The sequence below is a fragment of the Litoribrevibacter albus genome (assembly GCF_030159995.1).
Taxonomy (GTDB): Bacteria; Pseudomonadota; Gammaproteobacteria; order Pseudomonadales; family Litoribrevibacteraceae; genus Litoribrevibacter; species Litoribrevibacter albus.
Genome location: NZ_BSNM01000001.1, coordinates 13,152 through 39,699 on the forward strand (window position 1 = coordinate 13,152; position 26,548 = coordinate 39,699).

The 26,548-nt window shown below is 47.0% G+C and carries 20 protein-coding genes and 1 CRISPR repeat array; of the genes, 10 read left to right on the forward strand and 10 right to left on the reverse strand.

What is annotated here, in order from left to right; genetic code table 11:
• Positions 1 to 112: 112 nt before the first annotated feature.
• Entirely contained in the window at positions 113 to 532 is a 420-nt protein-coding gene (locus QQL66_RS00060) for a hypothetical protein (protein WP_284377305.1), read from the reverse strand.
• Positions 533 to 833: 301 nt separating this feature from the next.
• Between QQL66_RS00060 and QQL66_RS00065 the strand changes: the two genes are divergently transcribed.
• The gene (locus QQL66_RS00065; RefSeq protein WP_284377307.1) at positions 834 to 3,071 is read left to right on the forward strand and encodes an NADP-dependent isocitrate dehydrogenase; all 2,238 of its coding nucleotides are present in this window, start codon (positions 834 to 836) and stop codon (positions 3,069 to 3,071) included.
• 130 nt (positions 3,072 to 3,201) lie between these two features.
• On the opposite strand, the gene QQL66_RS00070 is transcribed toward QQL66_RS00065, so the two are convergent.
• From QQL66_RS00070 to QQL66_RS00090, 5 genes are all read right to left on the reverse strand, one after another.
• Positions 3,202 to 3,981 carry a substrate-binding periplasmic protein gene (locus QQL66_RS00070; RefSeq protein ID WP_284377308.1) on the reverse strand — a complete coding sequence of 260 codons (780 nt, stop codon included), beginning with the start codon at positions 3,979 to 3,981 and terminating at the stop codon, positions 3,202 to 3,204.
• Positions 3,982 to 4,211: 230 nt separating this feature from the next.
• Positions 4,212 to 4,631 carry a hypothetical protein gene (locus tag QQL66_RS00075; protein WP_284377310.1) on the reverse strand — a complete coding sequence of 140 codons (420 nt, stop codon included), beginning with the start codon at positions 4,629 to 4,631 and terminating at the stop codon, positions 4,212 to 4,214.
• Positions 4,632 to 4,772: 141 nt separating this feature from the next.
• Complete coding sequence (locus QQL66_RS00080; RefSeq protein ID WP_284377312.1) at positions 4,773 to 5,153, reverse strand: PAS domain-containing protein; 381 nt, start codon at positions 5,151 to 5,153, stop codon at positions 4,773 to 4,775.
• Between the two features lie 48 nt (positions 5,154 to 5,201).
• A complete protein-coding gene (locus tag QQL66_RS00085) occupies positions 5,202 to 6,587 on the reverse strand; it encodes a glutamine synthetase family protein (RefSeq protein WP_284377314.1) in 1,386 nt (461 codons plus the stop codon).
• 91 nt (positions 6,588 to 6,678) lie between these two features.
• Positions 6,679 to 8,145 carry an NAD-dependent succinate-semialdehyde dehydrogenase gene (locus tag QQL66_RS00090; protein ID WP_284377316.1) on the reverse strand — a complete coding sequence of 489 codons (1,467 nt, stop codon included), beginning with the start codon at positions 8,143 to 8,145 and terminating at the stop codon, positions 6,679 to 6,681.
• Positions 8,146 to 8,390: 245 nt separating this feature from the next.
• Between QQL66_RS00090 and QQL66_RS00095 the strand changes: the two genes are divergently transcribed.
• From QQL66_RS00095 to speB, 8 genes are all read left to right on the forward strand, one after another.
• Complete coding sequence (locus tag QQL66_RS00095; protein WP_284377318.1) at positions 8,391 to 9,149, forward strand: gamma-glutamyl-gamma-aminobutyrate hydrolase family protein; 759 nt, start codon at positions 8,391 to 8,393, stop codon at positions 9,147 to 9,149.
• A gap of 86 nt (positions 9,150 to 9,235) precedes the next feature.
• Positions 9,236 to 10,588, forward strand: a complete 1,353-nt coding sequence (locus QQL66_RS00100) for a glutamine synthetase family protein (RefSeq protein WP_284377320.1) — start codon at positions 9,236 to 9,238, stop codon at positions 10,586 to 10,588.
• Positions 10,589 to 10,673: 85 nt separating this feature from the next.
• A complete protein-coding gene (locus QQL66_RS00105; protein ID WP_284377322.1) occupies positions 10,674 to 12,098 on the forward strand; it encodes an aspartate aminotransferase family protein in 1,425 nt (474 codons plus the stop codon).
• A 142-nt stretch (positions 12,099 to 12,240) separates the two neighbouring features.
• Positions 12,241 to 13,347: a polyamine ABC transporter substrate-binding protein gene (locus QQL66_RS00110; RefSeq protein WP_284377324.1), complete on the forward strand. Its 1,107-nt coding sequence runs from the start codon at positions 12,241 to 12,243 to the stop codon at positions 13,345 to 13,347.
• A gap of 110 nt (positions 13,348 to 13,457) precedes the next feature.
• On the forward strand, positions 13,458 to 14,699 hold the full coding sequence (gene potA, locus QQL66_RS00115) for a polyamine ABC transporter ATP-binding protein (RefSeq protein ID WP_284377326.1): 1,242 nt from the start codon (positions 13,458 to 13,460) through the stop codon (positions 14,697 to 14,699).
• Positions 14,696 to 15,610, forward strand: a complete 915-nt coding sequence (locus QQL66_RS00120) for an ABC transporter permease subunit (RefSeq protein ID WP_284377328.1) — start codon at positions 14,696 to 14,698, stop codon at positions 15,608 to 15,610. Before potA ends, QQL66_RS00120 begins: the two co-directional genes overlap by 4 nt.
• Positions 15,607 to 16,461 (forward strand): ABC transporter permease subunit, encoded by an 855-nt coding sequence (locus tag QQL66_RS00125; protein WP_431356874.1) that lies wholly within the window; start codon positions 15,607 to 15,609, stop codon positions 16,459 to 16,461. Before QQL66_RS00120 ends, QQL66_RS00125 begins: the two co-directional genes overlap by 4 nt.
• Before the next feature lie 156 nt (positions 16,462 to 16,617).
• Positions 16,618 to 17,586 carry an agmatinase gene (gene speB / locus QQL66_RS00130; protein WP_284377330.1) on the forward strand — a complete coding sequence of 323 codons (969 nt, stop codon included), beginning with the start codon at positions 16,618 to 16,620 and terminating at the stop codon, positions 17,584 to 17,586.
• A gap of 84 nt (positions 17,587 to 17,670) precedes the next feature.
• Here the strand turns inward: speB and QQL66_RS00135 are convergent, their stop codons facing one another.
• The 3 genes from QQL66_RS00135 to QQL66_RS00145 all read right to left on the reverse strand — a co-directional run bounded on the left by QQL66_RS00135 (position 17,671) and on the right by QQL66_RS00145 (position 20,494).
• On the reverse strand, positions 17,671 to 18,390 hold the full coding sequence (locus tag QQL66_RS00135; RefSeq protein WP_284377332.1) for a hypothetical protein: 720 nt from the start codon (positions 18,388 to 18,390) through the stop codon (positions 17,671 to 17,673).
• 266 nt (positions 18,391 to 18,656) lie between these two features.
• A complete protein-coding gene (locus tag QQL66_RS00140) occupies positions 18,657 to 19,658 on the reverse strand; it encodes a bifunctional enoyl-CoA hydratase/phosphate acetyltransferase (protein ID WP_284377334.1) in 1,002 nt (333 codons plus the stop codon).
• Positions 19,659 to 19,945: 287 nt separating this feature from the next.
• Positions 19,946 to 20,494 carry a cupin domain-containing protein gene (locus tag QQL66_RS00145; RefSeq protein WP_284377336.1) on the reverse strand — a complete coding sequence of 183 codons (549 nt, stop codon included), beginning with the start codon at positions 20,492 to 20,494 and terminating at the stop codon, positions 19,946 to 19,948.
• Between the two features lie 362 nt (positions 20,495 to 20,856).
• Here QQL66_RS00145 and QQL66_RS00150 point away from each other — a divergent pair, with 362 nt between their 5' ends.
• Complete coding sequence (locus QQL66_RS00150) at positions 20,857 to 22,152, forward strand: NAD(P)/FAD-dependent oxidoreductase (protein WP_284377337.1); 1,296 nt, start codon at positions 20,857 to 20,859, stop codon at positions 22,150 to 22,152.
• A gap of 118 nt (positions 22,153 to 22,270) precedes the next feature.
• Here QQL66_RS00150 and QQL66_RS00155 read toward each other — a convergent pair whose 3' ends face one another.
• The gene (locus QQL66_RS00155; RefSeq protein ID WP_284377338.1) at positions 22,271 to 23,344 is read right to left on the reverse strand and encodes an amidohydrolase family protein; all 1,074 of its coding nucleotides are present in this window, start codon (positions 23,342 to 23,344) and stop codon (positions 22,271 to 22,273) included.
• Between the two features lie 127 nt (positions 23,345 to 23,471).
• Positions 23,472 to 26,500: a CRISPR direct-repeat array (repeat unit 28 nt; unit sequence TTTCTAAGCTGCCTGTGCGGCAGTGAAC).
• Positions 26,501 to 26,548 lie beyond the last annotated feature (48 nt).

The following is a 26,548-nucleotide window of genomic DNA, read 5'->3' on the forward strand; positions in this document are numbered from 1 at the left end:
CAGATCCGTTTTATTATTAGCACTTTTCAAACATCAGAACTTCAAGAAAGTTCATTTTGAGAAAATCCATCTTGAGAAGCTACATTTTTAGAAAGCCCACTTCAGCATCGCCTTAATTGGATAGCTGATCAACAGACAGGTTGAGCCTCTTCAACTTGGTTGCAGTCACCAAGCAAAACAGTGATGCGACGATGATCGAAGGCAGAATCGTGATCAAAATATGCCGAGTACCAATCCACCAATGTACAGTCACCAAAAACGCAGCCACAGCAATGGATGTAATCAAAGACGGAATAACGACTTTCAACCAACCCGAAACGCGAATAGTTTGATACAGAAAGGTAACAGCAACCACAATAGAAAGGGTAAGAAAGAAGCTCGAAATCCCCTGAGCTAAGGCTGAATTAAGCCCGTCGACCCACTGGCTTTCAGAATTAATGCTCCCAGAATTGACATAGTAGGCCCAACTGCCATAAATAAAACACGCAAGCAGCGCCGAAATAAGCTTGTATTGAAGACTGGTCTGTTTCATTTGAATTTTTATTCTGTTTTAAGGCTGAATCATAAAATCGCCCAAGATTACATCACAAATAATCAAGGCGCACCAATGAGCTGCAACGCTTGCACTACAAGAATGCACAAAACCAGCAAGTCACTGAAATTTGTCTATAATCACTTCAATATATCAATCTCATTGCAACATTTCTTCTGGTATACTGTTGCGCGCAAACAAAAGACTAAATGAAGAAAGGCTCAATTAGCATCGGACGACCAAAAGTTGTCTTTTATTTGAGTCCCCTGATTTCTCAGCCATAAGCAATTCAGGACGAAGAATGACAAACGAAAATTCGAAAATCATATACACCAAAACGGATGAAGCTCCGGCTCTCGCAACTTATTCCCTTCTACCAATCATCCAAGCCTTTACAACAGCGGCTGGCGTGAAAGTAGAAACGAGAGACATCTCTCTTGCAGGACGAATCATCGCAGCCTTCCCCGAAAATCTTACCAAAGATCAAAAGCAGACCGACGATCTAGCTGAACTAGGCGAACTAGCGAAGACTCCTGAAGCTAACATCATCAAGCTTCCAAACATTTCAGCCTCTATTCCTCAGTTAATTGCAGCTATTACTGAGCTTCAGGAGCAAGGTTACGACATCCCTGATTATCCGAAAGAAGCTGAATCAGAGTCAGAAAAAGAAGTTCAGGCACGTTACAAGAAGATCCTTGGTAGTGCTGTAAACCCGGTACTGCGTGAAGGTAACTCTGACCGTCGTGTTGCGGCTCCGGTTAAGCAATACGCGCAAACGCACCCTCACTCAATGGGTGCGTGGAGCAGCGATTCAAAGTCTCACGTTGCACACATGGATGCGGATGATTTCTACGGCAGTGAACAGTCTGTCATCATGCCAGCGGAAGACGATGTCAAAATCGAATTCGTAGCCAAAGACGGCTCTGTTAAAGTTCTTAAAGAATCGACACCACTACAAGCAGGTGAAGTGATCGATTCTTCGCGCATGAGCGCTAAAGCATTGCGTGCTTTCTATGAAAAAGAAATCGATGCAGCTAAAGAAGAAGGCGTATTACTGTCTCTTCACTTGAAAGCAACCATGATGAAAGTATCGGACCCTGTGATGTTTGGTCACGCGGTATCTGTTTTCTACAAAGACGTGTTTGCCAAGTACGCTGATCTGTTCGCAGATCTTGGTGTTGATCCGAGCAACGGCATCGGTGATGTATACGCCAAGATTAAAACTCTGTCTTCTGAAAAGCAGAAAGAAATCAAAGCAGACATCAAAGCGGTTTATAAAGTACGCCCTGAGCTTGCAATGGTGGATTCAGACCGTGGTATCACCAACCTTCACGTTCCAAACGACGTAATTGTTGATGCGTCTATGCCAGCGTGTATTCGTGCATCTGGTCGTATGTGGGGTCCAGACGGTGGTCTGCAAGATACCAAAGCAATGATCCCTGACCGTTGTTATTCTCGTATCTTCGAAGAAACCATTCAATTCTGTAAAGAAAACGGTGCCTTCAATGTTCAAACCATGGGTAACGTATCTAACGTTGGTTTGATGGCTCAAAAAGCCGAAGAATACGGTTCACACGATAAAACCTTTATTCTTGAAGACGCCGGCCAGGTTCGCGTTGTAAACAAAGCAGGCGAAACCCTAATGTCTCACGACGTTGAGGAAGGTGACATCTGGCGTATGTGTCAGACCAAAGACGCACCTATCCAGGACTGGGTTAAACTGGCAGTTAATCGTGCGAAAGCAACGGGCCAACCAGCGATTTTCTGGTTAGACGAAAACCGTGCACACGATGCTAACCTAATCACCTTGGTAACCAAGTACTTGCAGGATCACGATACGTCTGGTCTTGAAATCAAGATCATGGAGCCGGTTGAAGCCATCCGCTTCACCCTTCAGCGTGTTAAAGACGGTGAAAACACTATCTCTGTGACAGGTAACGTACTTCGTGACTACCTGACTGACCTGTTCCCGATTCTTGAGCTGGGCACCAGTGCGAAAATGCTTTCAATCGTTCCTCTGCTTGCTGGCGGTGGTTTGTATGAAACAGGCGCTGGCGGTTCTGCACCTAAGCATGCTCAACAGCTTGCTGAAGAAGGTCACTTGCGTTGGGACTCACTGGGTGAATTCCTTGCTTTGACTGTGTCACTTGAAGATCTAGGTCATAAAACAGGTAACCAAAAAGCCTTGGTTCTTGCGGAAACGCTAACCAATGCAACCTGTCACTTCCTTGAGCGTGATAAGTCACCTCAACGTGAAGTGGGCGGTTTGGACAACCGTGGCAGTCACTTCTACCTTTGCTTGTATTGGGCACAAGAACTTGCCCGTCAAGACAAAGACGCTGAGTTGAAAGCCGTGTTTGAAGAAATGAAAGAAAAGCTAACTGATGATCGTGAAGAAATCGTTCAGGAATTCAGTAAAGCACAAGGCAAATCAGTTGAACTTTACGGCTACTATCATCCAGATGATTATGTGGCTGCTAAAGTTATGCGCCCAAGCCCAAGCTTCAACAAAATCATCAACGCGATGATTGAAGGTTAAGCTCCAGGGACAGAAAACGGCTCGCTTCGGCGGGCCTTTTCTTTTTCTGACAGAGCAAAATTTGATAGCGGAATACTAAAGTAGACACAATGAAGAAAGGAGAAAATAAAACACGGACGTTGTAATACCGTCAGTTTCGTTCAATGCCAATCTTTTCAAAATAGTCTGACATCATCTTGGCTACATCCAGCTTCAACAATCCCTCATTGAAAATTTTCTGCCAATGCGCCCCGTTCTTAGCTTTGTTAAAACACACATAGAGCTCCTTGATGTCCAATAACTTTGGGTTCATCCGAACCTGTTGATCAGCTAATGCCAGAGACATATCTGTGTACACCAGATACTCAAACACATTTCGATCAATCACAGCCAAGGGAATTCTACCATTCAGTACCTTCCAAATATTTTGCACATCGGCTGATACTTCCTGCACTGACAACTGCCCGTTTAAAACCGCAACATCAAATTCCGGCGTATTCACATAATCGCGGACAACACCAATCGTATAAGCGGTCAGATCTGAAAGTGAATTCCACTTAATCGGATGTTCAGCCTGTTCGACGAATCCTAAAGGGCCAGAACCAATTGCTCTACTAAACAGATAATGAGCTTCCCTGTCCTTAGAATAATACTCAGGAAAGTATCCGGCGTAAGGGCTGTCAGGGTCTTTTGCATGGATCAAAGCTCTCGACCAGGGATAAAACTCAACCACCAGTTCATAACCCATTTCTTCAAATGCAGCTTTGGCAATGGAAATGGCCGCTCCACCGTCAGGAAGTTCTGCACCTGAATAAGGAGGCCACTCTAAAGAGGTAAGATAAATCTGATTTTCTTTGGCCTGAAGATAAGGAGAAGCGAATACCGTCAAGAACAGAAAAAAGCTAACAAGCATTGCTTTTATATGGTTCATAAACATCACTCCTCCCTTTAATGATCTCTACGAATACGCCACCCAGTAAGTGCGTCTACGGATAGAATTTCCGAAGATAGAGGCTCTAAACATAGAAGCTCTATACATAAAAGCTCTATACATAGAGTCTCTAAAGATAGCACCTCTAAAAATAGCACGTTTAAAATTAGTGCTTTTAAAATGATCGTCCTTAAAATTAAAAGCACTGGATGGCATAAACAAGGAAAAGCTTACAACATTTTTACCGTTTGGCGATTACCAAGCGAAAAGGCTGCAATCAGAGAGAACTGCAAAAAAGGCAGACAAGTAGTTAAGTAGTCTCTAATAAACGCCTGCATATCTTCCAAAAAGTCAGGTTCCAGGAAATCTTCGGACTGCTCACCACGCAATTCCGGCAATACAACCGAAACTCTGTGCTTACCTTCACTTTGCTTGGTTTCGTCAGTTACAACGACGGTTAGGGTTCCCTCATCCGCTTGCCACTCAAACAAACAAAACATCGATGTATCCAATACGGTTTCATCAAACATAGAGAAGGCTTTATCAGCACATTGCACAATGGCCGACTTAACGGTTTCAAATTCAGCCCCGTCAATAATCAAGGTATGTTGATGTTGCTCATTGGCAAGAAGATCTGTTGTCCAGCTCACAATCACTCCTGTACATAAAAGTACTATCTGTTGATCAAACGAAATAAAACGCGGAGTGTACTAATAAATATCTCAAATTGCTTGTGAATGTCTAAGACAAACGAAAGAAACCACTAAAAACGGATAAACAGACAGAACGCTCTACTGAGCAAGCAGGCGCTGATACACCTCAAAAATGGCAGGATCAACTTCATTACCAAAGCAACGGGTATGCACAAACTCCCCTTCCTTTTGGTAGATACTCGAATGAAACACAATGTGCTTAATGCCGTTTTTCCCTTTTACTTTATAAGGGTAGTTTTCCAGAGTAGACATAGAATTAAGCAGAAACATCAGTTGTTGAAGACTTCCCTCCTCCACTTCAAATTCCGACACATGATGACCAATGTATTCATCACGTTGATAACCAAGCGTCTCTAATTCCTGGGCATTGGCGTAAATAATGTAGCCATTTTTATCAACGCAATGAATACCGACATTAGCATTCCCAATGAGTGCTTCGAAGTCTTCGAACTGAGTCATTACCTAATTTTCCGAGAAATCATTGTCCATACCTAATAGCTTAGCTTATTAGGTATAAGGTAATAATAGTTCATACTCCATCGCAGTAACCTGACGTTCAAATAATTGAACTTCCGACCACTTGCATTTCCCGTACATTTCAATGAAATCCGCACCGAACCAGTCCAGAACCCGAGGGTCAGCCGTCATGGCCCGTAAAGCATCCCGCTGATTATCGGCAATATGGCTGTGATCTTGTTCATAAGCATTCCCCGTAACCACCTCTGGTGCACTCATATCCTGAGTGATCCCCTCAACGACCCCGGCCAATAACGTAGTCACTGCCAGATACGGGTTGGCATCCGCACCAGAAATCCGGTGTTCGATACGGGTAGATTCCTTCCCGCCCGAAGGGATTCGAATCGCCACAGTACGATTGTCCACGCCCCAGGTTTTTGAAGTCGGCGCAAAGGCTTCCGGGGCTAAGCGTCGATAGCTGTTCACATTCGGGCATAATAAGGCTTGCGTTGAATCAGCCATATCCAGCAATCCGGCAACTGCACTTTTTAATAAGTGGTTGGTGGTTGGGTCATCCGCCGCAAAGACATTCATGCCTTCAGAATCCATCAAACTCAGATGAATATGAAGCCCATTACCTGACTCATCAATGTACGGCTTCGCCATAAAAGAAGCCTGCATTCCATACTTTTTGGCCACACTGCTAATGACACGTTTAAGCAGTACCGCCTGATCCGCTGCCGCCAAAATATCGTTGCCGTAATTCAAATTCACTTCGAACTGACCGGGCGCATACTCGGCAATCACGGTATCCGCTGGAATATTCTGAGCCTGCGCGGTGGTAATCACATCGCGAATGAAGAAATCGTAATCGTCCAAGTCATCCACAGAATACACTTGCTTGGAACTCATACGACGATCCGTTCCCGGAATCAGCGGTGGCTGAATCTGCCCTCGCTCGTTGGTTTGAGGATCAATCAAATAGAACTCAAGTTCGAGCGCAATCCCCGGGGTATAGCCTAAGGCTTCAAACCGCTTAACTGCATTCACCAAGACTTGTCGGGGGTCCGCAAAGAATGGCGTACCGTCAGTTTCATACATGGTGCACAAGGCTTGAGCCCGATCCCCGTCATGCCAAGGAACAATCGATAAGGTTCCAGGAATGGGAAAACATAAACGGTCGCAATCGCCGACATCCATTCCCAAACCACTTTCTTCGACTGTGGTGCCGGTGGCATCGAGAGCCATCACTGAACCAGGTAAATAAAACCCTTTTTTATAGACCTTCTTTAATAGACTGCGCTCGATACGTTTACCACGGATCACGCCATTGAGGTCTGCCACCAACAATTCAATGGTTTCCACTTCCGGGTGCTTTAATAAAAAATCCAAGGCTTCTTGTGATGCCTGCAGAGAACTTTCTTGAGAACGACTCATTACATCTCATCCCATTCAGTGTTTTTGAATCCATCTGATGATGAACTCATTCGAAAATATGCGGTTTACATCTCTTGGCTAACCTTCCAGGCTAAACGTCTAGGCCACCCATACAGAGGTATTTCACTTCCAGATATTCATCCAAACCGTATTTGCTGCCTTCGCGGCCCATGCCAGACTCTTTCATGCCACCAAACGGCGCCAGTTCGGTCGAAATAATGCCTTCATTAATGCCGATCATGCCGTAGTCCAGTTTGGACGCCACTCGCCATACACGTGACTGATCATTACTGTAAAAATATGCCGCCAGGCCATAAGGCGTGTCATTAGCTATCTCGATGGCTTCTTCTTCAGTACGAAACTTAAAGACAGGACAAACCGGCCCAAAAATTTCTTCCTGCGCGATCTTCATATCGCGACTTAACTGAGTTAACACAGTGGGCTGATAGAAGGTTCCACCCAACTCATGGGGTTGCCCACCTGTCAGTACCTTGCCGCCTTTTGAGACAGCATCCTTTACTAAGCTATCCACCTTTTCCACCGCCGCCATATTGATCAATGGACCTTGCTGAACACCTTCGTCCATACCATTGCCCACCACCAATGCGGCAGATCGTTCTGCCAAACGTTGAGTAAACGTTTCATAGACATCTTCATGAACGATGAAGCGATTAGCACAGACACAGGTTTGCCCAGTGTTGCGATATTTTGACACCATGGCGCCTTCAATGGCTTTATCCATATCGGCGTCATCAAACACTATGAACGGTGCGTTTCCGCCCAGTTCCATCGACACCCGCTTCACACTCTCGGCACTCTGCTTCAACAGCAGCTTGCCTACCCCAGTAGACCCGGTAAAAGAAATCTTACGAATGAGCGGATGCGTACTTAATACTTCACCCACATCTTTCCCGTGCGAAGCAGTAACCACATTAAATACACCACTAGGTAAACCAGCCCGTTCAGCCAGCTCAGCCAAGGCCAACGCCGTGAGTGGAGTGGCCTCTGCCGGTTTAACCACCACCGTACAACCCGACGCGATAGCTGGTGCACATTTACGAGTAATCATGGCTAGTGGGAAGTTCCAGGGGGTAATGGCACTGCATACACCAACGGGTTGTTTTTGAACGAGAATTTTTCTGTCTGCAAAAGGCGCTGGAATGATATCGCCATACGCGCGTTTTGCTTCTTCAGAGAACCATTCGACAAAGGATGCACCATAATTGACTTCGCCCAGCGACTCGAACAAGGGCTTACCACACTCTTGAGTCATAAGCTCCGCAATGGCTTGTTGGTGTTCAATAATAAGGTCAAACCACTTTCTCAAAATTTGGCTTCTGTGTTTCGAAGTGGTGTTGGACCAGGTCAAAAACGCTTGGTGCGCTTTCTCCACCGCCTGTTCAGTATCTTGAGCACTGCAATCCGGCACCTCTGCCAAGACATCCCCATTCGCAGGATTCACCACTGGATAGCGTCGTTCTGAAATCGCGTCAGCCCAGTGTCCATCGATATAACAGTGCTCTTTTAAGAGAGATTCTTGAGGCAGAGAAGTTGGCACAGTAATGGCTCCTATATTGATTTAACAAACGCTCAAGCGTTCAATTATTCCATTCATTATTAGATGATTTGTACAGAATTTTGAACTACAGTTGTAAAATATTTTGCAAAAAGCGTTTGAAATATTTTATATCACTGTAGTATAAGTTAAACAATCCTTAAACACAGATAAGCTTTCCAGGGTTACAAAAACCTAACAATTAAAGGTTACAGGAACCTAAAAATTGAGCTTACATACGGGGCTTTATGAGTGACTATAAAAACGACCAAAAATTAAAACCGTTAGTGGGCGTTGTCAGTGATGTTCAAATCATTGGCCCACATATATTCCATACCTCGGGCGACAAATACCTTCGTGCACTTTCCCAAGCTGCCGATGTCATTCCCGTTGTGATTCCTTGTCTCCAAGACGATCAAGACATCAAACAGTGGATTCGTCGATTAGATGGAGTGTTCCTCACCGGTGCTTACTCTATGGTTGACCCAAAACACTATGGTGAGCAGAAAATCGATAAACCCTACGATTACGATGAGCGACGTGACGAACTCAGCTTCCAAACCATTCGTTCGCTGATTGAAGCGGATCTTCCTCTACTGGGAGTATGTCGTGGTCTGCAAGATATTAACGTTGCACTCGGCGGCTCTTTATACCAAGCCGTTCAGGAAGTCCCGGGCAACAACGATCATCGCGAAGACAAAAATCAACCGCTGGATATTCAGTACGGTGATGTTCATAACGTCAATGTCACTCAAGACGGATTACTGCACAGAATCACAGGTCGTACACAAATCAAAGTTAATTCCCTTCACTCACAAGGCATTAATAAAGTAGGTGAAGGTCTAACGGTCGAAGCAAGAGCTGATGACAATCTGGTGGAAGCAATCAGCGTTGATCAAATGACTTTCGGGCTGGCGGTTCAATGGCACCCGGAATGGAAAGTAGCTGAAAACCCGATTCAACGAACAATTTTTGAGGCCTTTGGTGACGCGTGCCGTGCACGATAACTGATGAGAACTAACATAGTGACATATGAAGTCGCACAAGAATTGGCATATGAAGTCGCACAAGAAGTGGCATAAAGAGTAATCCCATGAAAAACATAACGAAGTGGCTTAACGATAATAAAATAACAGAAGTTGAGTGTATTACCTCGGACCAAACCGGAATCGCCCGAGGGAAGATCATGCCAACGTCAAAATTCATTGCTGAAGGCGGTATTCGTCTGCCTGAGAGTGTGCTGCTGCAAACCGCAACCGGGGACTATCCCGATGAAGAGTTGTATTACAGCCTACTCGATCCGGCTGACATCGACATGGTGTTGAAGCCCGATGAAAATGCCATGTTTACCGTACCTTGGGCACAGGAACCGTCAGCACAGGCCATTCATGATTGTTATGACGCCATGGGTAACCTTATCCCGCTTGCACCGCGTGCCGTACTGAAAAAAGTCCTCTCTTTATATGCAGCTAAAGGTTGGCAACCGATTGTTGCGCCAGAAGTTGAATTCTACTTAACCAAACGGTGTACCGATCCGGATCTACCACTCGAACCCCCCGTAGGTCGTTCCGGTCGACAAGAAAGTGGCCGTCAATCTTTCAGCATTGATGCAGCCAACGAATTCGACCCGATCATTGAAGACATCTACGATTGGTGTGAAGACATGGGACTCGACATTGATACGGTGATCCATGAAGAAGGCGCCGCTCAACTTGAGTTCAACTTCCGACACGGTGATGCACTCAAACTTGCGGATCAGGTCTTTGTCTTTAAACGCACCGTTCGGGAAGCGGCATTGAAACACAAGATAGGAGCTACCTTTATGGCAAAACCTATCTCCGGTGAACCAGGCAGCTCAATGCATATTCACCAATCGCTCACAGACATTAAAACCGGTAACAATCTCTTCTCAAATTCCGACGGTTCCGCCTCTACTCTCTTCCTGAATTACATCGCGGGTCTTCAAACCTACATTCCCCAGATGATGCCGATCTTCGCGCCGAACGTGAACAGCTATCGCCGTTACCTTCCAGGCGCAGATGGCAATGCACCTGTGAACATCGATTGGGGTGAAGAAAACCGAACGGTTGGCTTACGAGTACCTTCAGCCTCACCAAACGCACGACGTGTTGAAAACCGTCTGCCGGGTGCGGACACCAACCCTTATTTAGTACTGGCAGGCAACCTGCTGTGCGGCTACTTGGGCATAATGAATGACCTCAAGCCAAGAAAGCCGGTACAGGGCCGTTCCGGTAATGAAGCTGATGACAGCATGCCATTCAACCTAGAGGCTGCTCTGGATGCGATGGACGAGTGTCAGGAAATCCGTGAGATTTTAGGTGATCAATTCGTGGATGGTTTCATTGGAACCCGACGGGCTGAATACGAAGGCTTCAAGCGAGTGATCAGTTCCTGGGAACGTGAATACCTATTAAGTGCGGTGTGATGAGCTCTTAATCGAGACTCATCATTATCCAGAGAAAAATACGCATAACCATTCATCAATCGAGCAGTGAGTTAAAAGTGATAGCATGAACGCAGTAAATGAATCAGTGAAAAGCGACGCCACGTCCGACCAAGCGTCGGCCCAGAACTCAGTGGAAGGTCAATCTCAGATTCAACAGGATGCCAGTAATCACATTCTTCATCCCTTTGTTGATAATCACGCCCTGAAAAACAAAGGGGCACGTATCATGTCTAAAGCAGACGGTGTCTACGTGTGGGATGATCAAGGAAAACGGTATTTGGATGCCTTCGCCGGCCTTTGGTGTGTCAACCTGGGCTATGGACGTAAAGAGCTGATCGATGCGGCGTCCAAACAAATGGCAACGCTTCCTTATTACAACTTATTCTTTAACACCTCTACCCCACCCACCGTCCAACTCGCTAAAGCCATCGCCGAAATCGCCCCCGAACATATGAACAATGTGTTCTTCACCGGGTCAGGCAGTGAAGCCAACGACACAGTGTTTCGTATGGTACGCCGTTATTGGGATGTCAAAGGTCAACCGACGAAGAAAATCATCATCGGTCGTCACAACGGTTATCACGGTTCAACCGTTGCGGGCACCAGTCTGGGCGGCATGAAGCCAATGCACAAGCAAGGCGATCTACCGATCCAAGGCATAGAACACATTCGTCAACCTTACTGGTTTGATGAAGGTGAAGATCTTTCTCCGGATGCTTTCGGATTGATTGCCGCCAAAGCGCTGGAAGAAAAAATTCTCGAAGTCGGTGCAGACAACGTAGCCGCCTTTATCGCAGAACCCGTACAAGGTGCTGGCGGTGTCATCATTCCTCCTGCTACCTATTGGCCTGAAATTCAACGCATAACAGACAAGTACAACATTCTGTTGGTGGTGGATGAAGTGATCTGCGGTTTCGGTCGCACAGGCAACTGGTTTGGCTGTGACACCTTTAATATCAAGGCCGATTTAATGCCGATTGCCAAAGGCTTATCGTCAGGCTACCTCCCCATTGGCGGTGTGATCATTTCGGACCGCGTTGCAGAGGTGTTGAAGTCGGAAGAAAGCGGAGATTTTCTGCATGGCTTTACCTATTCAGGCCACCCGACCTGTGCTGCTGTTGCGCTGGAAAACATTCGGATTCTGAAAGACGAAAAGATCATCGAGAACATCCAACAAAACACCGGTCCATATCTGGCGGAACAACTTCAAACTTTGGCGGATCATCCTCTCGTGGGTGAAGTCAGAACATTAGGGATGCTTGGAGCAATTGAGCTGGTGCAAGACAAAGCCACTCGTAAGCGCTATCCGGGCAATGGCAAGGTCGGTAGCATCTGTCGCGATCACGCATTAGATCAAGGTCTTATTCTGCGAGCCACCGGCGACACCATGTTGCTCTCTCCCCCGCTGGTAATTACCAAAGAAGAGATCGACAGCATCATTAAAGCAACTAAGATTGCATTAGATAACACACTGAAAGATATGCAATAAATCAATTTAATGATAGAAAACATATTTAACAGGGTTTGAATCCGACCTAACCTGTCACCACCGGGTTAGGTCCAAAATAAAAGCAAACATTGAAATAACCTAATAATCAAAACAATTATTTCCATTAGGAAGAGGAACCACCATGAAAGTACTATCCAACACACTTAAAGGAGCAGCACTGGCAACCGCCGTCGCAGGTACGCTCTCCGCTACCAGTGCCTTTGCGGCCGAAACAGCCGTGAAGATCTATAACTGGTCGGATTATATTGCTGAGGATACGATTCCTAAATTTCAGGACAAAACGTCCATCAAAGTCAGCTATGACGTATTCGATTCCAATGAAGTCTTGGAAGCAAAAGTACTTTCAGGTCAGTCCGGTTACGACGTCGTGGTTCCTACCTCTGACTATTTAGCTCGTCACATCAAAGCAGGGGCTTATCAGAAGCTGGACAAATCCAAGATTCCTAACTGGAAGAATCTTGACCCTGAACTGATGAAAAATCTGGAAAACTACGATCCGGGCAACGAATACGGTGTGCCTTATCAATGGGGAACCACCGGTATCGGCTACAACGTAGCAAAGGTGACCGAAGTCTTGGGCGAAGATGCGCCGACCGACAGCTGGGATTTGTTATTTGATCCGAAATACACCTCGAAACTGAAATCCTGTGGCATTGCCATTTTGGATTCCGCCAGTGAAGTGTTACCGCTTGCCCTTCAATACCTTGGCCTTGACCCGAACAGCAAGAAAGCCGGTGATTACAAAAAAGCGCAAGAGCTGATGCTTAAAATCCGTGACGATGTCACTTACTTCCACAGCTCCCGTTATATTTCTGATCTGGCTAATGGCGACATCTGTGTCGCGATCGGTTGGTCTGGCGACGTTTTCCAGGCGGCAGCCCGTGCAGAAGAAGCTGAAAACGGCGTTGAAGTCGGCTACAGCATTCCGAAAGAAGGCACCGCAATGTGGGCAGACATGATGGCCATTCCAAAAGACGCCAATAATGTTGAACAAGCTCACCAATGGATTAACTATGTACTGGAACCTAAAACCGGTGCAGACATCACCAACTACGTTTGGTATGGCAGCCCTAACCTGGCATCTAAGGAATTTATTGATCCAGAGATTCTTCAACACCCTGGCATCTACCCACCAGCAGGTACAAAACTGTTCACCTTCGAAGTGCTTCCTCAGAAGATCGAACGAGTGATGAACCGTACCTGGACAACGATCAAGACAGGCAGCTAATACGTCCTCCTGTTCGCACATTAATTCGCGCTGCCTGGATTATTGAAGTCTCCCGGTAGCGCAGATTTAAGGACTTCACCAAATTCCTCCCAACGAAACACGAGGCATTTATGTCTTCTGCGGTAGATACGAACAACTCAAACGGAGCCAATGGCAATCAAAGCCACACGAATGGAAGCGTGTCTCCGAATGGTAATGGCAATGCAGGTAATGGCAATGCGGGTAATGGCAAGGCAGGTAACGGAAAGTCACCTCGCTCAACGCAGGAAGTCTTGCTTTCCATTAACAACATCACCAAGTATTACGAAGATGCTCTGGCGGTAGATAACGTCAGTCTCGACATCTACAAAGGCGAAATTTTTGCGCTGCTCGGCGCTTCCGGGTCAGGCAAATCAACGCTGCTTCGTATGCTGTCCGGTTTTGAAAAACCAACGTCAGGCCAGATCTGTTTAGGCAATGAAGACATCAGCTTCATGCCACCGAATGAACGTCCTTTTAACATGATGTTCCAGTCATACGCCCTCTTCCCTCACATGAGTGTGGAAAAGAACATTGCCTTTGGCCTCAAACAAGATGGTATGCCAAAAGGTCAGATCGCCGATCGTGTGAATGAGATGCTGAAACTGGTTCACATGGAAAAATTCGCGCGTCGTAAGCCTCATCAATTATCTGGCGGCCAGAGACAGCGTGTAGCCCTTGCCCGTTCTTTGGCGAAACACCCGAAGTTGTTGTTGCTTGATGAACCAATGGGTGCCCTGGATAAAAAGCTCCGCACTGAGATGCAGCTGGAAGTGGTCGACATCATCGAGCGTGTCGGTGTGACCTGTGTAATGGTAACCCACGATCAGGAAGAAGCCATGACCATGGCCGATCGTATCGCCATTATGGACGAAGGCTTCATTCAGCAAATTGGCTCGCCAGTGGATGTCTATGAAAGTCCGCAGAACCGAATGGTGGCGGAGTTCATTGGATCAGTGAACATCTTTGAATCCGACATCATGGTGGACGAAGAAGATCACATGAAATTGAGCTGTCCGTCCTTGGATGCCGACATTTATGTGGGCCGTGGTGTGTCGACAGGCATCGACGAGAAAGCCATGCTGTTTGCCTTGCGCCCGGAAAAAACGTTCTTATCGAAAACCAAGCCATCACAAGAATGCAACTGGTCTACCGGCCGAGTCGATGACATCGCCTACCTCGGTGGACACACGGTGTATTACGTGGAGCTGAAAGACGGAAAAGTCATTCAGTGTTTCCTGGCCAACACCGAACGCCGTGCAGAACGACCACAATGGGACGACCAAGTCTATGTCTATTGGACAGAAGACGCGGGCATGGTGATGCGCTTATGAACATCAAACAATCCATCCAAAGACTCCCGCAAAAACTACCAAAAGGTCGTCATTGGGTAATCTCAGCACCCTATTTATGGCTCTTGGTATTTTTCATTCTTCCCTTCTTTTTCGTCGGAAAGATTTCGGTTTCCGAGGCGGAATTAGCCATTCCTCCTTACACGCCGATGTTTGCCTGGGAAGAAAACCAACTGAACATTACCCTGAACTTTGGGAACTACTTGTGGCTACTTGAAGACCCCATTTATATTCAGGCGTATTTGAACTCAATCAGTATGGCCTTCTGGTCGACTGTCTTGTGTTTGTTGATTGGCTTCCCAATGGCCTATGCCATTGCCAAAGCACCGAAAGAGCAACAAGCCATTTGGTTGCTGTTGGTTCTGCTGCCAAGCTGGACGTCCTTTCTTATCCGCGTTTACGCCTGGATGGGATTACTCAAAAACAACGGGCTGATCAACAACGGCCTGATGTGGTTGGGCATTATCGATGACCCTATCCAGATGATTAACACCAACTTTGCTGTGTATATCGGCATTGTCTATTCCTACTTACCCTTCATGGTTTTGCCACTGTATGCGAATCTGGTGAAACACGACGACTCACTTTTGGAAGCAGCCAGTGATTTGGGCGCAAACAAACTGACCTGTTTCTTCAGAATCACTTTGCCTCTTTCATTCAACGGCATTGTGGCGGGTTCGATGTTGGTGTTCATTCCTGCGGTGGGCGAATACGTGATTCCTGAATTATTAGGTGGCACAGAAACCATCATGATCGGGAAAGTGCTCTGGCAGGAATTCTTTAATAACCGGGATTGGCCGGTAGCTTCGGCTTTGGCGGTGATCATGATTGTCATCCTGATCGTGCCGATTACCTTATTCCACCGGTATCAGAATAAGGAGGTGAGCCAATGACAGCCTCAACTGAAAAGCGCGGTTCGTTTAGCTTTGCCACGTTTAGTTTTAGCAAATTTATGTTCTGGGCCGGGATCGCCTTCCTGTATTTACCGATGCTGGTGTTGGTGGTGTATTCCTTCAACGAAAGTCGGCTGGTAACCGTTTGGGCCGGGTTCTCCACCAAGTGGTACTTTGAACTGTTTGAAGATCAGCAAATCATGAATGCCGTATGGCGTTCAGTGGAGATTGCGTTCTGCTCAGCAACGGCCGCTGTGATTTTGGCTATTTTTGCCTCAATCGTGATGGTGCGTATCAAAAAGTTCAGAACCCGTACCCTCTTCACGGGGTCAATCACCGCTCCGCTGGTGATGCCGGATGTGATCATTGGTTTATCCATGCTGTTGTTATTCGTTGCAATGGGCCAGTACATTGGCTGGCCCGCTGAACGCGGTATGCTGACGGTTTGGATTGCTCATACCACCTTCTGTCTGGCCTATTCAACGGTTGTGATCAGTTCCCGTTTGATGGAAATGGATCGCAGTATTGAAGAAGCCGCGTTGGACTTAGGCGCCAATCAACTGGAAGCCTTCGTTAAAATCACCTTGCCGATCATCTTCCCTGCGATCTTATCGGCCTGGCTGCTCTCTTTTACCCTATCACTGGACGATGTGGTGATTGCCAGCTTCGTGACCGGCCCTGGGGCAACCACCTTACCGATTGAAGTCTTCAGTTCGGTACGACTGGGTGTCACGCCTAAGATTAATGCCTTGGCGACCTTGATCATTCTTGCCGTGATCATAGTGTCTCTAGCCACGTGGTTCGCCACCAAGCGCATTAATGATCGGATGAAACAGTCAATGGCCAACTAGTAACCCATGATCCACTAGCAACCAAAGGCCAACTAGCAATCAGTGGCCCACTGAAGCAAGGGAGTGAAAACAAGCGTACTGGTGACGTTTTCACTCCCCCTTCCTGCTTAGGATTTAGCCTTTTGACTCCAACAGTTCAAATGCAGTAGGTGACATATGAGTTCCGATTTTGATCAATACAGTAATGGTGATCTCGCGTTCACGCGTGAGTCCCCCTATGGCACCGTGATTGAAGCCATGTATTCCGGCGCCACCAGTTTCATGCGCCGTAAGTACACCCGAGATCTCACCGACGTTGATGTCGCCGTTGTTGGTATCCCCTATGATTTGGCTACCTCCAACCGCCCTGGCGCGAGATTTGGGCCGAGAGCGGTAAGAGCAGCATCTACACAGCTTTCTTGGGCCAGACCTTGGCCTTGGACGTTCGACCCATTTAACCGCTTACACGTCATTGACTATGGGGATTGCGTGTTTGATCCCGGTCGCCCGGAAGATGTGGCAGTGGACATCGAACGCTTCATCAGTCGTCTGGTGGATAACAATGTGATTCCCTTGAGTCTCGGCGGAGACCACTTTGTCGCCTACCCGATTCTTAAAGCCTTGCATAAGAAGCACGGCCCGATTTCCCTGATTCATTTCGATGCTCACACCGACACCTGGGCCGATGAAAAAGGACGCATCGACCACGGCACCATGTTCTATCATGCCGCCAAAGAAGGCATCGTCAGCCCGTCTCATTCCGTGCAAATGGGCATTCGTACCCAGAACATGCAAACCCACGGCTACAACGTGTTTGATGCCTTGTGGCTGCATAAGAATGGTGAAGAGGAAGCCATTGCTCGCATTAAAGACATCGTCGGAGATAACCCGTGTTACATCACCTTCGATATTGATTTCTTAGATCCGAGCTTTGCCCCTGGCACCGGCACCCCCGTCTGCGGCGGATTTAATACCGCCACCGCCATCAAGATTCTGTATGGATTAACCGGCCTGAATCTCATCGGAGCGGATGTTGTGGAAGTCGCGCCACCTTATGATCACGCAGAAGTCACAGCGCTGGCGGCAGCAACCATCGCCACCAACCTGCTGTGCTTATTAGCGGAAAGCAAAGAAGACCGAGCCTAGTGGTTGCGTCTAAGCATTAAGGATCGAGGGTAAGGAAGGATCGAGGGTAAGGATTGTTTATAAGAATTGAGAGCCCCTCAATCCTTACCCTGCGTATGCACTCAATGCCACGGCGTTACTACCACTCCGCTCGAACGGATCAACCATACCGCCCTCTCTAAAGGTTAACCCTTCACCAGAGACTTTCTGAGCTTGCTTAGACGAGCTCAGCAACCATTGCCCAGCCATCTCTTCACTCATGCCGCTATCAATCTTCTGAGCCCACTCTTGGGTGAGTCGGTATAACTCTTTGAACAAGTAAAAATCCTGCGTTTGAATAAGCCCTTGTTGAAGATCTCTATCTTCTTTGAATAGCTGCTCAATCTTTTCTTTATCAGGATGGTCGTTCTTCACATAGACATTGCCTTCGTAATCGATCGCCAAATCTATATCCTGAGAGGTATCAACCCCCGCTTTGGCAAAGGCAAGAGATAACTTTTCTTCATACGCAGCGACATCATCAGCGTTAAAGAGTTTGATCGGTTCGAAGCCCTCTAACGTGGTAGCTGATGCCTCATCTTTTTCTTCCGGGGCAACAACGGTGGAATACACCCGCGTCATATCTTCGTACTTGGCAACCGCACGCGCCTGCGCTGAGCTTTTATCAGTGGCACTGGCTGATAACGTAACCTGATCGTCCGCAACTTGGGTCACAGAATCAACTCGTGCCCGTTGATCAACCGTTCCCTGGTTTTGCAGCGCTTGAGTAATGCCGTTTACTTGCGACGCTTGCTGAGATGTCTGAACTCCATTCTGAATCTGCATGGCAACCTCCATGTGGTCAATGATTTGGTCAATATAGTTATTTGATGCGTAAGTTTTTAAGGATGCATACAATAAGCAAGCAAGGCACCAAAACAGAAAAAACCTAATCGTTTTAGTATGGTAGAGACGATTTGAGTAGGAACAAGAGATAAAAAACCAATGCACAAGGAAGGGACTTGCCGCTAGGAAAGCGGCAAAATTCATAATGAGAAAAGTGACAACTCAGGAACGAATTCTAGATCATAGGTGTGCCAGAACGTCTTAGATCACACATCCTTTTTCAACAGACCACGGTTTGCCCACACAGTGGCCAACGCCGAAGATGCCAACCGGGCTAATCCAGAGCCCGTCGCTCGACTGGTCAGGATAATCGGCACTCGGGCCCCTAGCACGATACCTGCCGACTCCACCTGCGACAGAAAACTCATCTGCTTGTAAAGCATATTACCGGACTCCAAATCCGGCACCAGGATAATGTCAGCATCACCAGCCACCTCCGACACAATGCCTTTCGCCTCAGCTGCGACTTTGGAAATCGCATTATCAAAACCCAGAGGCCCATCAATAATCGCATTGGTAATCTGACCACGCTCTGCCATCTTACACAGTGCGGTCGCATCAATTGTTGATGGAATACGCTCCGTCACGGTCTCTACCGCAGATACCACGGCCACCTTCGGTTTGCCCTGACCAAAAGACAAAAACAAATCCACAGCATTCTGAGTAATGTCCTTTTTGGTCATCAAATTAGGGAAAATATTGATGGCCGCATCGGTTAAGAACAACAGCTTGTGATACGTGGGAACAGCCATCGCGAAGACATGACTCATTCTACGTTCAGTTCTCAGGCCTTTCGTTTTATGAAGCGCCACTTCCATTAACTCATCGGTATGAAGCTTACCCTTCATTAACGACTGAACCAGCCCCTGACGTACTAAATCAACGGCCATTTCAGCGGAGTGATGACTGTGCTCGGTAGCAACCAATTCAATGCCACTCAAATCCAGATTATGAACTTCGGCGGTTGCTCTGATTTTATGCTCTGGTCCAACCAGTACAGGTTCGATGATTCCCTGCTCTGCCGCTTCCAGGGCACCGATTAATGAGTTTTCATCCGTCGGATGCACCACAGCCGTAGGCATCGCTGAATAGTTTTTTTGAAGATCAAGAATATGATCAAACGGATGCTCAAAAGAGTGATTCGTAGTAAGTGGTTTTCTTTCGATATCGTGTTCATTCACACCGGAACTGATTAGCTGAGTATCCATATTTGGCTCCCTAGAGACTGAATACTCGCTAAACTAACGAATCAATATGACACAGATAGAACCGGAAAATGAAACTTCAAAAGAGATTGATCGAGATCATCAAGACAAGGGGAAAAATTAGTAGGAAAAGCCAGAGGGAAAAGACAATAACAAAAGACATTAAAAAAAACAGTACTGAAGGGTGCCAAAGAAAAGCCTCACAACAGGATATTAAAAAGGACGTTAAAAACGCCCTTCATTGAATGCAGCCGGTCTTTGAAAACGCCCGGTTTTTAAATACAAGGCAATTAGAAATTGGCTGGCGTGGTTGCCGACACCAAACGGCACTCTTCATCGAATGGATTGCGGAATCGATGCTGTCGGGTGGATTCAAAATAATAGCCCTGCCCCGGCTCTAAAACATACACTTCGCCGTCGACGGTCAGCTCGATCTTACCACTGATCACATAGCCCGCCTCTTCACCTTCGTGGGTATAAGGCTCTTCCCCCGTGTCTGCTCCCGGCGGGAAACATTCAACCAACATGGTCATGGCTCGATTTGGGAAGCCTTTACCGATTAACTTCCAGTCAATTTGATCAACAGAGGAATCCAGGAATTCATCTGCCGTGTAAACCACAGGAATATCCGTTTTTGATGCTTCTTCGGAATCAAAAAATTCCAATAACGAAATGGGAATACCAGAAAGTACTTTTTTAAGAGAACTCACACTTGGGCTAACACTGTTCTTCTCAATCATCGAAATAGTGGAGTTTGTTACTCCCGCTCGTTTGGCTAACTCACGCTGCGACAATCCAGCTTGTGCACGAATTTCTCTTAAACGGCTACCGACATCCAATGGTGTGATCCTCTCTGACTTATCGTTAATTCACCAAGTACTGCATCAACCCCTGTTGAAACATAGACTTTAAGGGGGCTGAACGAGGCAAAGTATACCAGTTTGCTGATATCGAGTAATCAAAATACAAAACAGTTTGTATAAAATTTTGATCAATATCAGCCGCCTTTCAGTTTTTAAGCCTAGACACATACCCGCCATATGTAAAATATTGAAAACAGTTTGATTAATATTTAGAACATCATTAGAGTAAAGAACAAACAAATCCAAGTTCGAACGAATCAACTCCAACAAACTAGCCAATTACAGCAAACTAGCCAATTACAACAACTAGCTTAAACACAAGAATGGTAGGTCGCGCCATGCTTAACCCGAAAACCCACAACACTGAACACCCGAATTCCTACTATTTGGCATCCGCCATGTATCCCAACCAATATCCAAAGCTTACCGAGCACATCAAAGCAGACATCTGCGTAATTGGCGGGGGCTTTAGTGGCGTCAATACAGCGTTGGAACTCGCCGAGCGAGGCTATCAAGTGGTATTGATTGAAGCCTATAGAATCGGCTGGGGTGCGTCTGGCAGAAACGGTGGTCAACTGATTCGCGGGATTGGTCACGGATTGGATCAGTTCAAAAACAGTATAGGTCAGGAAGGCATTGATGCCATCAATCACATGGGCTTCGAAGCCGTAGAAATCGTCAAAGAACGGGTTAAGAAATACGACATTCAATGCGACTTAAAAATGGGCTATTGCGACCTGGCCAACAAGCCTGCACATCTCCAGGATTTTGAAGAAGACAAAGCCTGGTTGGATGAAATTAATTACCCCTACGAAACACGACTTCTTTCCAAAGATGAAATGCACCAAGTGGTTGGTTCAGACAACTACATCGGTGGTTTGATCGACATGGGCAGCGGCCATGTTCACCCGTTAAACCTGGTAGCCGGTGAAGCAGACGCGGCTCTAAAGCTCGGGGTTCAAATCTTTGAGCAGTCCCCTGTCGTTGATATTGCTAAAGGTCAGCCCAATGTCATCAAAACAGAACATGGGCAGGTTACCGCTGATACCTTGGTCATCTGTGGCAACGCCTACGTGGCTGGCCTCGATAATACCCTAGAAGGACAAGTGCTACCGGCGGGTAGCTATGTGTTAGCGACCGAGCCGCTTTCTGAAGAGATGTGGCGTAAAGTACTTCCGCAAGACATGGCCGTGTGTGATCAACGGGTCGATCTCGATTACTACCGACTCAGCGCCGATAAACGATTGCTGTTTGGTGGATTGTGTACCTACTCAGGTCGAGATCCAAAATCCATCAGAGACAAGCTTGGCCCACACATCACTAAGGTCTTCCCGTATTTGGAAGGCATCAAGATTGATTACGAATGGGGTGGCATGATCGGCATTGGCGCCAATCGACTGCCTCAAGTTGGTCGGTTAGCCCCTAACGTTTACTACGCCCAAGCCTATTCAGGACATGGATTAAATGCGACTCACATGGCTGCACGGTTAATTGCTGAAAGCATTCATCAGCAAAACGACCGTATTGAAGTGTTTGAAAAGGTGAAGCACATGCGCTTCCCTGGTGGGCGACGATTCCGCTCGCCTATGCTGGCAATGGGAATGCTCTATCACCGAATGAAGGATCTGTTCTAGACCCTTCATGAAAGCGCGCTATTCTGTTTCGGTGGGCAGTTATTGCTTTGTAATTACCTTTGTTTCGGTAGGTACTTTTGTTTCAGTAAGTACCGCTGTTTCAGTAAGTACCGCTGTTTCAAGGTAGCCATTGCAATAGATTGGTAGATGCCACTCTGTGTGCGACCTCTTCCGGCAGCGCATCAAGGAAAGGACGGAAGTGATCCATTGTTTCTTTTAGCGGGCTAAACCCCCCCACCACATCAGAACCAATCACAAAACGATTTGGGTACGATTTCACCACCTCTAACCAGTCAGTTTTAGGTACGCCCTCTGCATCATAAAGCGCATCTACAACCGTCCAGGACAACAAAATATTAAGGTTCTGATATTTCCCTAATAACTCTGCCACTAGCTCGGGTAAACCTTCCACTGTCTGCTGCAACGTAATCGCATCGCTCAAGCCGGCATGAGCCCAGATAAAGGTGGTCTTGGGGTTTGTTTCCAACGCCAATTCCAATTCAGGTAAGTAAATAAACTCCTTCATCACCGGCGAAGTTAAGTTGCTGTGCAGCATTACCGGCAAACCGTATTTAGCCGCTAATTGATAGACTCTCATCAATGCGGGGTGATGTGCCAACGGGCGTTCGCCCTCAATCATGGCCGACAACAAATCATGGCGAGTGAAGACTTCACCGATCCCTTTCCAAAAGCCTGGATCACGTTTCAAAAGGCGTTCAATGTGATCCACCGCATTCAGATCCGTCGGATTAAACCCGGTTATGAACGGATAAAAGCGCGACTGCTCACGTTCAGGCAACGACTTAACGGCATCGTAGACCAACATATCGGTGGCCGAATACCAATACACCGGCGCATCATCTGCGCCATAAGAAAAAGGCCGACGAGGTGAAGACGAGGCCCATTTTTTAGTCACCGAAAAACCAGTGATCAAGGCCTTTTCAATGCTCGCTTTTTCCATATTCTCAAGCAGGAAATCCATACCATCCGTCGCCTGTTTGGCGTCTTGGTAGTGAATTTCAGCATCAAAGAACTGATAGTCTCGCGCCTGGGCGTTCCCGCTCAAAAGAGGCATAGCTAATAGCGACATAACCAACAGAGCCAAAGCCAATCGCACACCAACTAAATTGGCAATAAGAGAATTATGAAGAAAATGCGTAGAAGAAAATGACTTACTCACGAAACGTTCCATGTGGATTCTTAAAGAAGAACTTACTCTACTGAGCCAGCAAAGATTTGTCACTGTCTGCCTTTATCCCTATTAAGAAAGGCCGCATTTTTCATCTGCTAAAAACAACTAAGTTTACCCTGGAAGACAGGATATAAACTGCCTGTGTGGCAGTGAACTGTCCTGACGAATCAGTTTGTAATCTTGGTCATTTCTAAGCTGCCTGTGCGGCAGTGAACACCCATCAGAACCTTTGTAGACACCTTCATAATTTCTAAGCTGCCTGTGCGGCAGTGAACCGTATCTATCCGAACGGGTTGATTCAGTCACATTTCTAAGCTGCCTGTGCGGCAGTGAACTGAACAAGTGGTCTTTTACCCGCTGTTCAAGTTTTCTAAGCTGCCTGTGCGGCAGTGAACCCCTTTGGCGATCTCCCCGACTGTACCATGGATTTCTAAGCTGCCTGTGCGGCAGTGAACTGGGTAAAGCTCAGTGGGTACAGCAACTGACATTTCTAAGCTGCCTGTGCGGCAGTGAACACTGTTCATCGTCGCAGCTTGGTCTGCGTCCTTTTCTAAGCTGCCTGTGCGGCAGTGAACTTCGGTATTCCCGCTGAGGCAGCTAACGCACTTTTCTAAGCTGCCTGTGCGGCAGTGAACTTCGTGAGTCCTGAGTATGGCATTCGAGCTATTTTCTAAGCTGCCTGTGCGGCAGTGAACTACACATAGCTGTTTTGATACGTGCGGTCGCGTTTCTAAGCTGCCTGTGCGGCAGTGAACATTCAATTCAGGATCTCCATATCTACCAATACTTTCTAAGCTGCCTGTGCGGCAGTGAACCAAATCTAGGGCAAATAAAAGATTTGTTAGCATTTCTAAGCTGCCTGTGCGGCAGTGAACACGAAAAAGAATGCATTGAATGCGTGGCCTATTTTCTAAGCTGCCTGTGCGGCAGTGAACCAGAGCCATCGGTAGGATCGTCTCCATCTGTATTTCTAAGCTGCCTGTGCGGCAGTGAACGAAGAAGCCATGGATCAAGTTCTATATCTTCATTTCTAAGCTGCCTGTGCGGCAGTGAACGCTGGTAATGAAGTCGTTTATGACGGAACGAATTTCTAAGCTGCCTGTGCGGCAGTGAACACGAAAAAGAATGCATTGAATGCGTGGCCTATTTTCTAAGCTGCCTGTGCGGCAGTGAACTTTTCAATGTTGGGATTTCATTTTGAACACATTTTCTAAGCTGCCTGTGCGGCAGTGAACTTGTGTTCATGCACAATAACGCCGATATTGCCTTTCTAAGCTGCCTGTGCGGCAGTGAACGAACGCAGGGCGCTCAAAACCTTCTGAACCTTTTTCTAAGCTGCCTGTGCGGCAGTGAACTCAGGTAGGAGTGTGATATGGGCAAAATGATATTTCTAAGCTGCCTGTGCGGCAGTGAACATTATCATTATGATTATAGGAGCGCTGGTTGTTTTCTAAGCTGCCTGTGCGGCAGTGAACGGGTGGACGAAGTCGGGGTGGTCTTCACCGGCTTTCTAAGCTGCCTGTGCGGCAGTGAACATGGCACAATGAGCAAAACCCCATTACCTAAATTTCTAAGCTGCCTGTGCGGCAGTGAACTGATGAAGGCGACCTGGTATCGGTTAACTACGTTTCTAAGCTGCCTGTGCGGCAGTGAACCCTTTGCGAGTGCGTAATGGATACATGTGATTTTTCTAAGCTGCCTGTGCGGCAGTGAACGTGGATGGCCGTAAGATTTCTTTCCCTGTTCGTTTCTAAGCTGCCTGTGCGGCAGTGAACGAAGAAATCTAATGCGACAGCCGGATCGATCTTTTCTAAGCTGCCTGTGCGGCAGTGAACCCGCCGGTGCGGCTTACGGTATACTGATAGCATTTCTAAGCTGCCTGTGCGGCAGTGAACCCAAATCGAGGACCAGAACGCGGGCCGGAATATTTCTAAGCTGCCTGTGCGGCAGAGAACGCAGTAAAGAAAGAAGTCACTCTATCCATTAATTTCTAAGCTGCCTGTGCGGCAGTGAACCCGACAAGCGAAGCGAAGTTTTCGCTTAAAGATTTCTAAGCTGCCTGTGCGGCAGTGAACGTTCGCTCAATGGCTGGCCTTGCGTTTATGAATTTCTAAGCTGCCTGTGCGGCAGTGAACTTGGAAAGATCCGTCTGACAACAAATTGAAATTTTCTAAGCTGCCTGTGCGGCAGTGAACGTTCGATTCTCTGGAGGGGCACCATTTAATAATTNTCTGAGCTGCCTGTGTGGCAGTGAACTTCAAGCCGCCCGTTATGCGTTTGGTTTATCTTTTCTGAGCTGCCTGTGTGGCAGTGAACGTACAAGGTGGCATTGTACTCGCTGGCGGTTTTTTCTAAGCTGCCTGTGCGGCAGTGAACCAAATCTAGGGCAAATAAAAGATTTGTTAGCATTTCTAAGCTGCCTGTGCGGCAGTGAACTCAAATCAGTTGATGACCCAACACCAACAAATTTTCTAAGCTGCCTGTGCGGCAGTGAACAAGATGCAGACCATCAAGATGGACAGTATGCATTTCTAAGCTGCCTGTGCGGCAGTGAACCAAGGGTTCCATAGCTCACCTTTACGCCAACATTTCTAAGCTGCCTGTGCGGCAGTGAACTTTTCAATGTTGGGATTTCATTTTGAACACATTTTCTAAGCTGCCTGTGCGGCAGTGAACTTGTGTTCATGCACAATAACGCCGATATTGCCTTTCTAAGCTGCCTGTGCGGCAGTGAACGAACGCAGGGCGCTCAAAACCTTCTGAACCTTTTTCTAAGCTGCCTGTGCGGCAGTGAACTCAGGTAGGAGTGTGATATGGGCAAAATGATATTTCTAAGCTGCCTGTGCGGCAGTGAACCAAGGGTTCCATAGCTCACCTTTACGCCAACATTTCTGAGCTGCCTGTGTGGCAGTGAACTGTTCTCATTTCATCTATAACAACATCAATGCTTTCTGAGCTGCCTGTGTGGCAGTGAACCGTTGGTAATGATCGCTATTTATTCGTTTGTTTTTCTGAGCTGCCTGTGTGGCAGTGAACGCGGTTTATCACCAGATACTTCATCGGGATCATTTCTGAGCTGCCTGTGTGGCAGTGAACCTTTTGTTCTTGCTCTGTACATATATGAGTACTTTCTGAGCTGCCTGTGTGGCAGTGAACATTGGAAGGCGGTCACAACTGATCCGGTGTCATTTCTGAGCTGCCTGT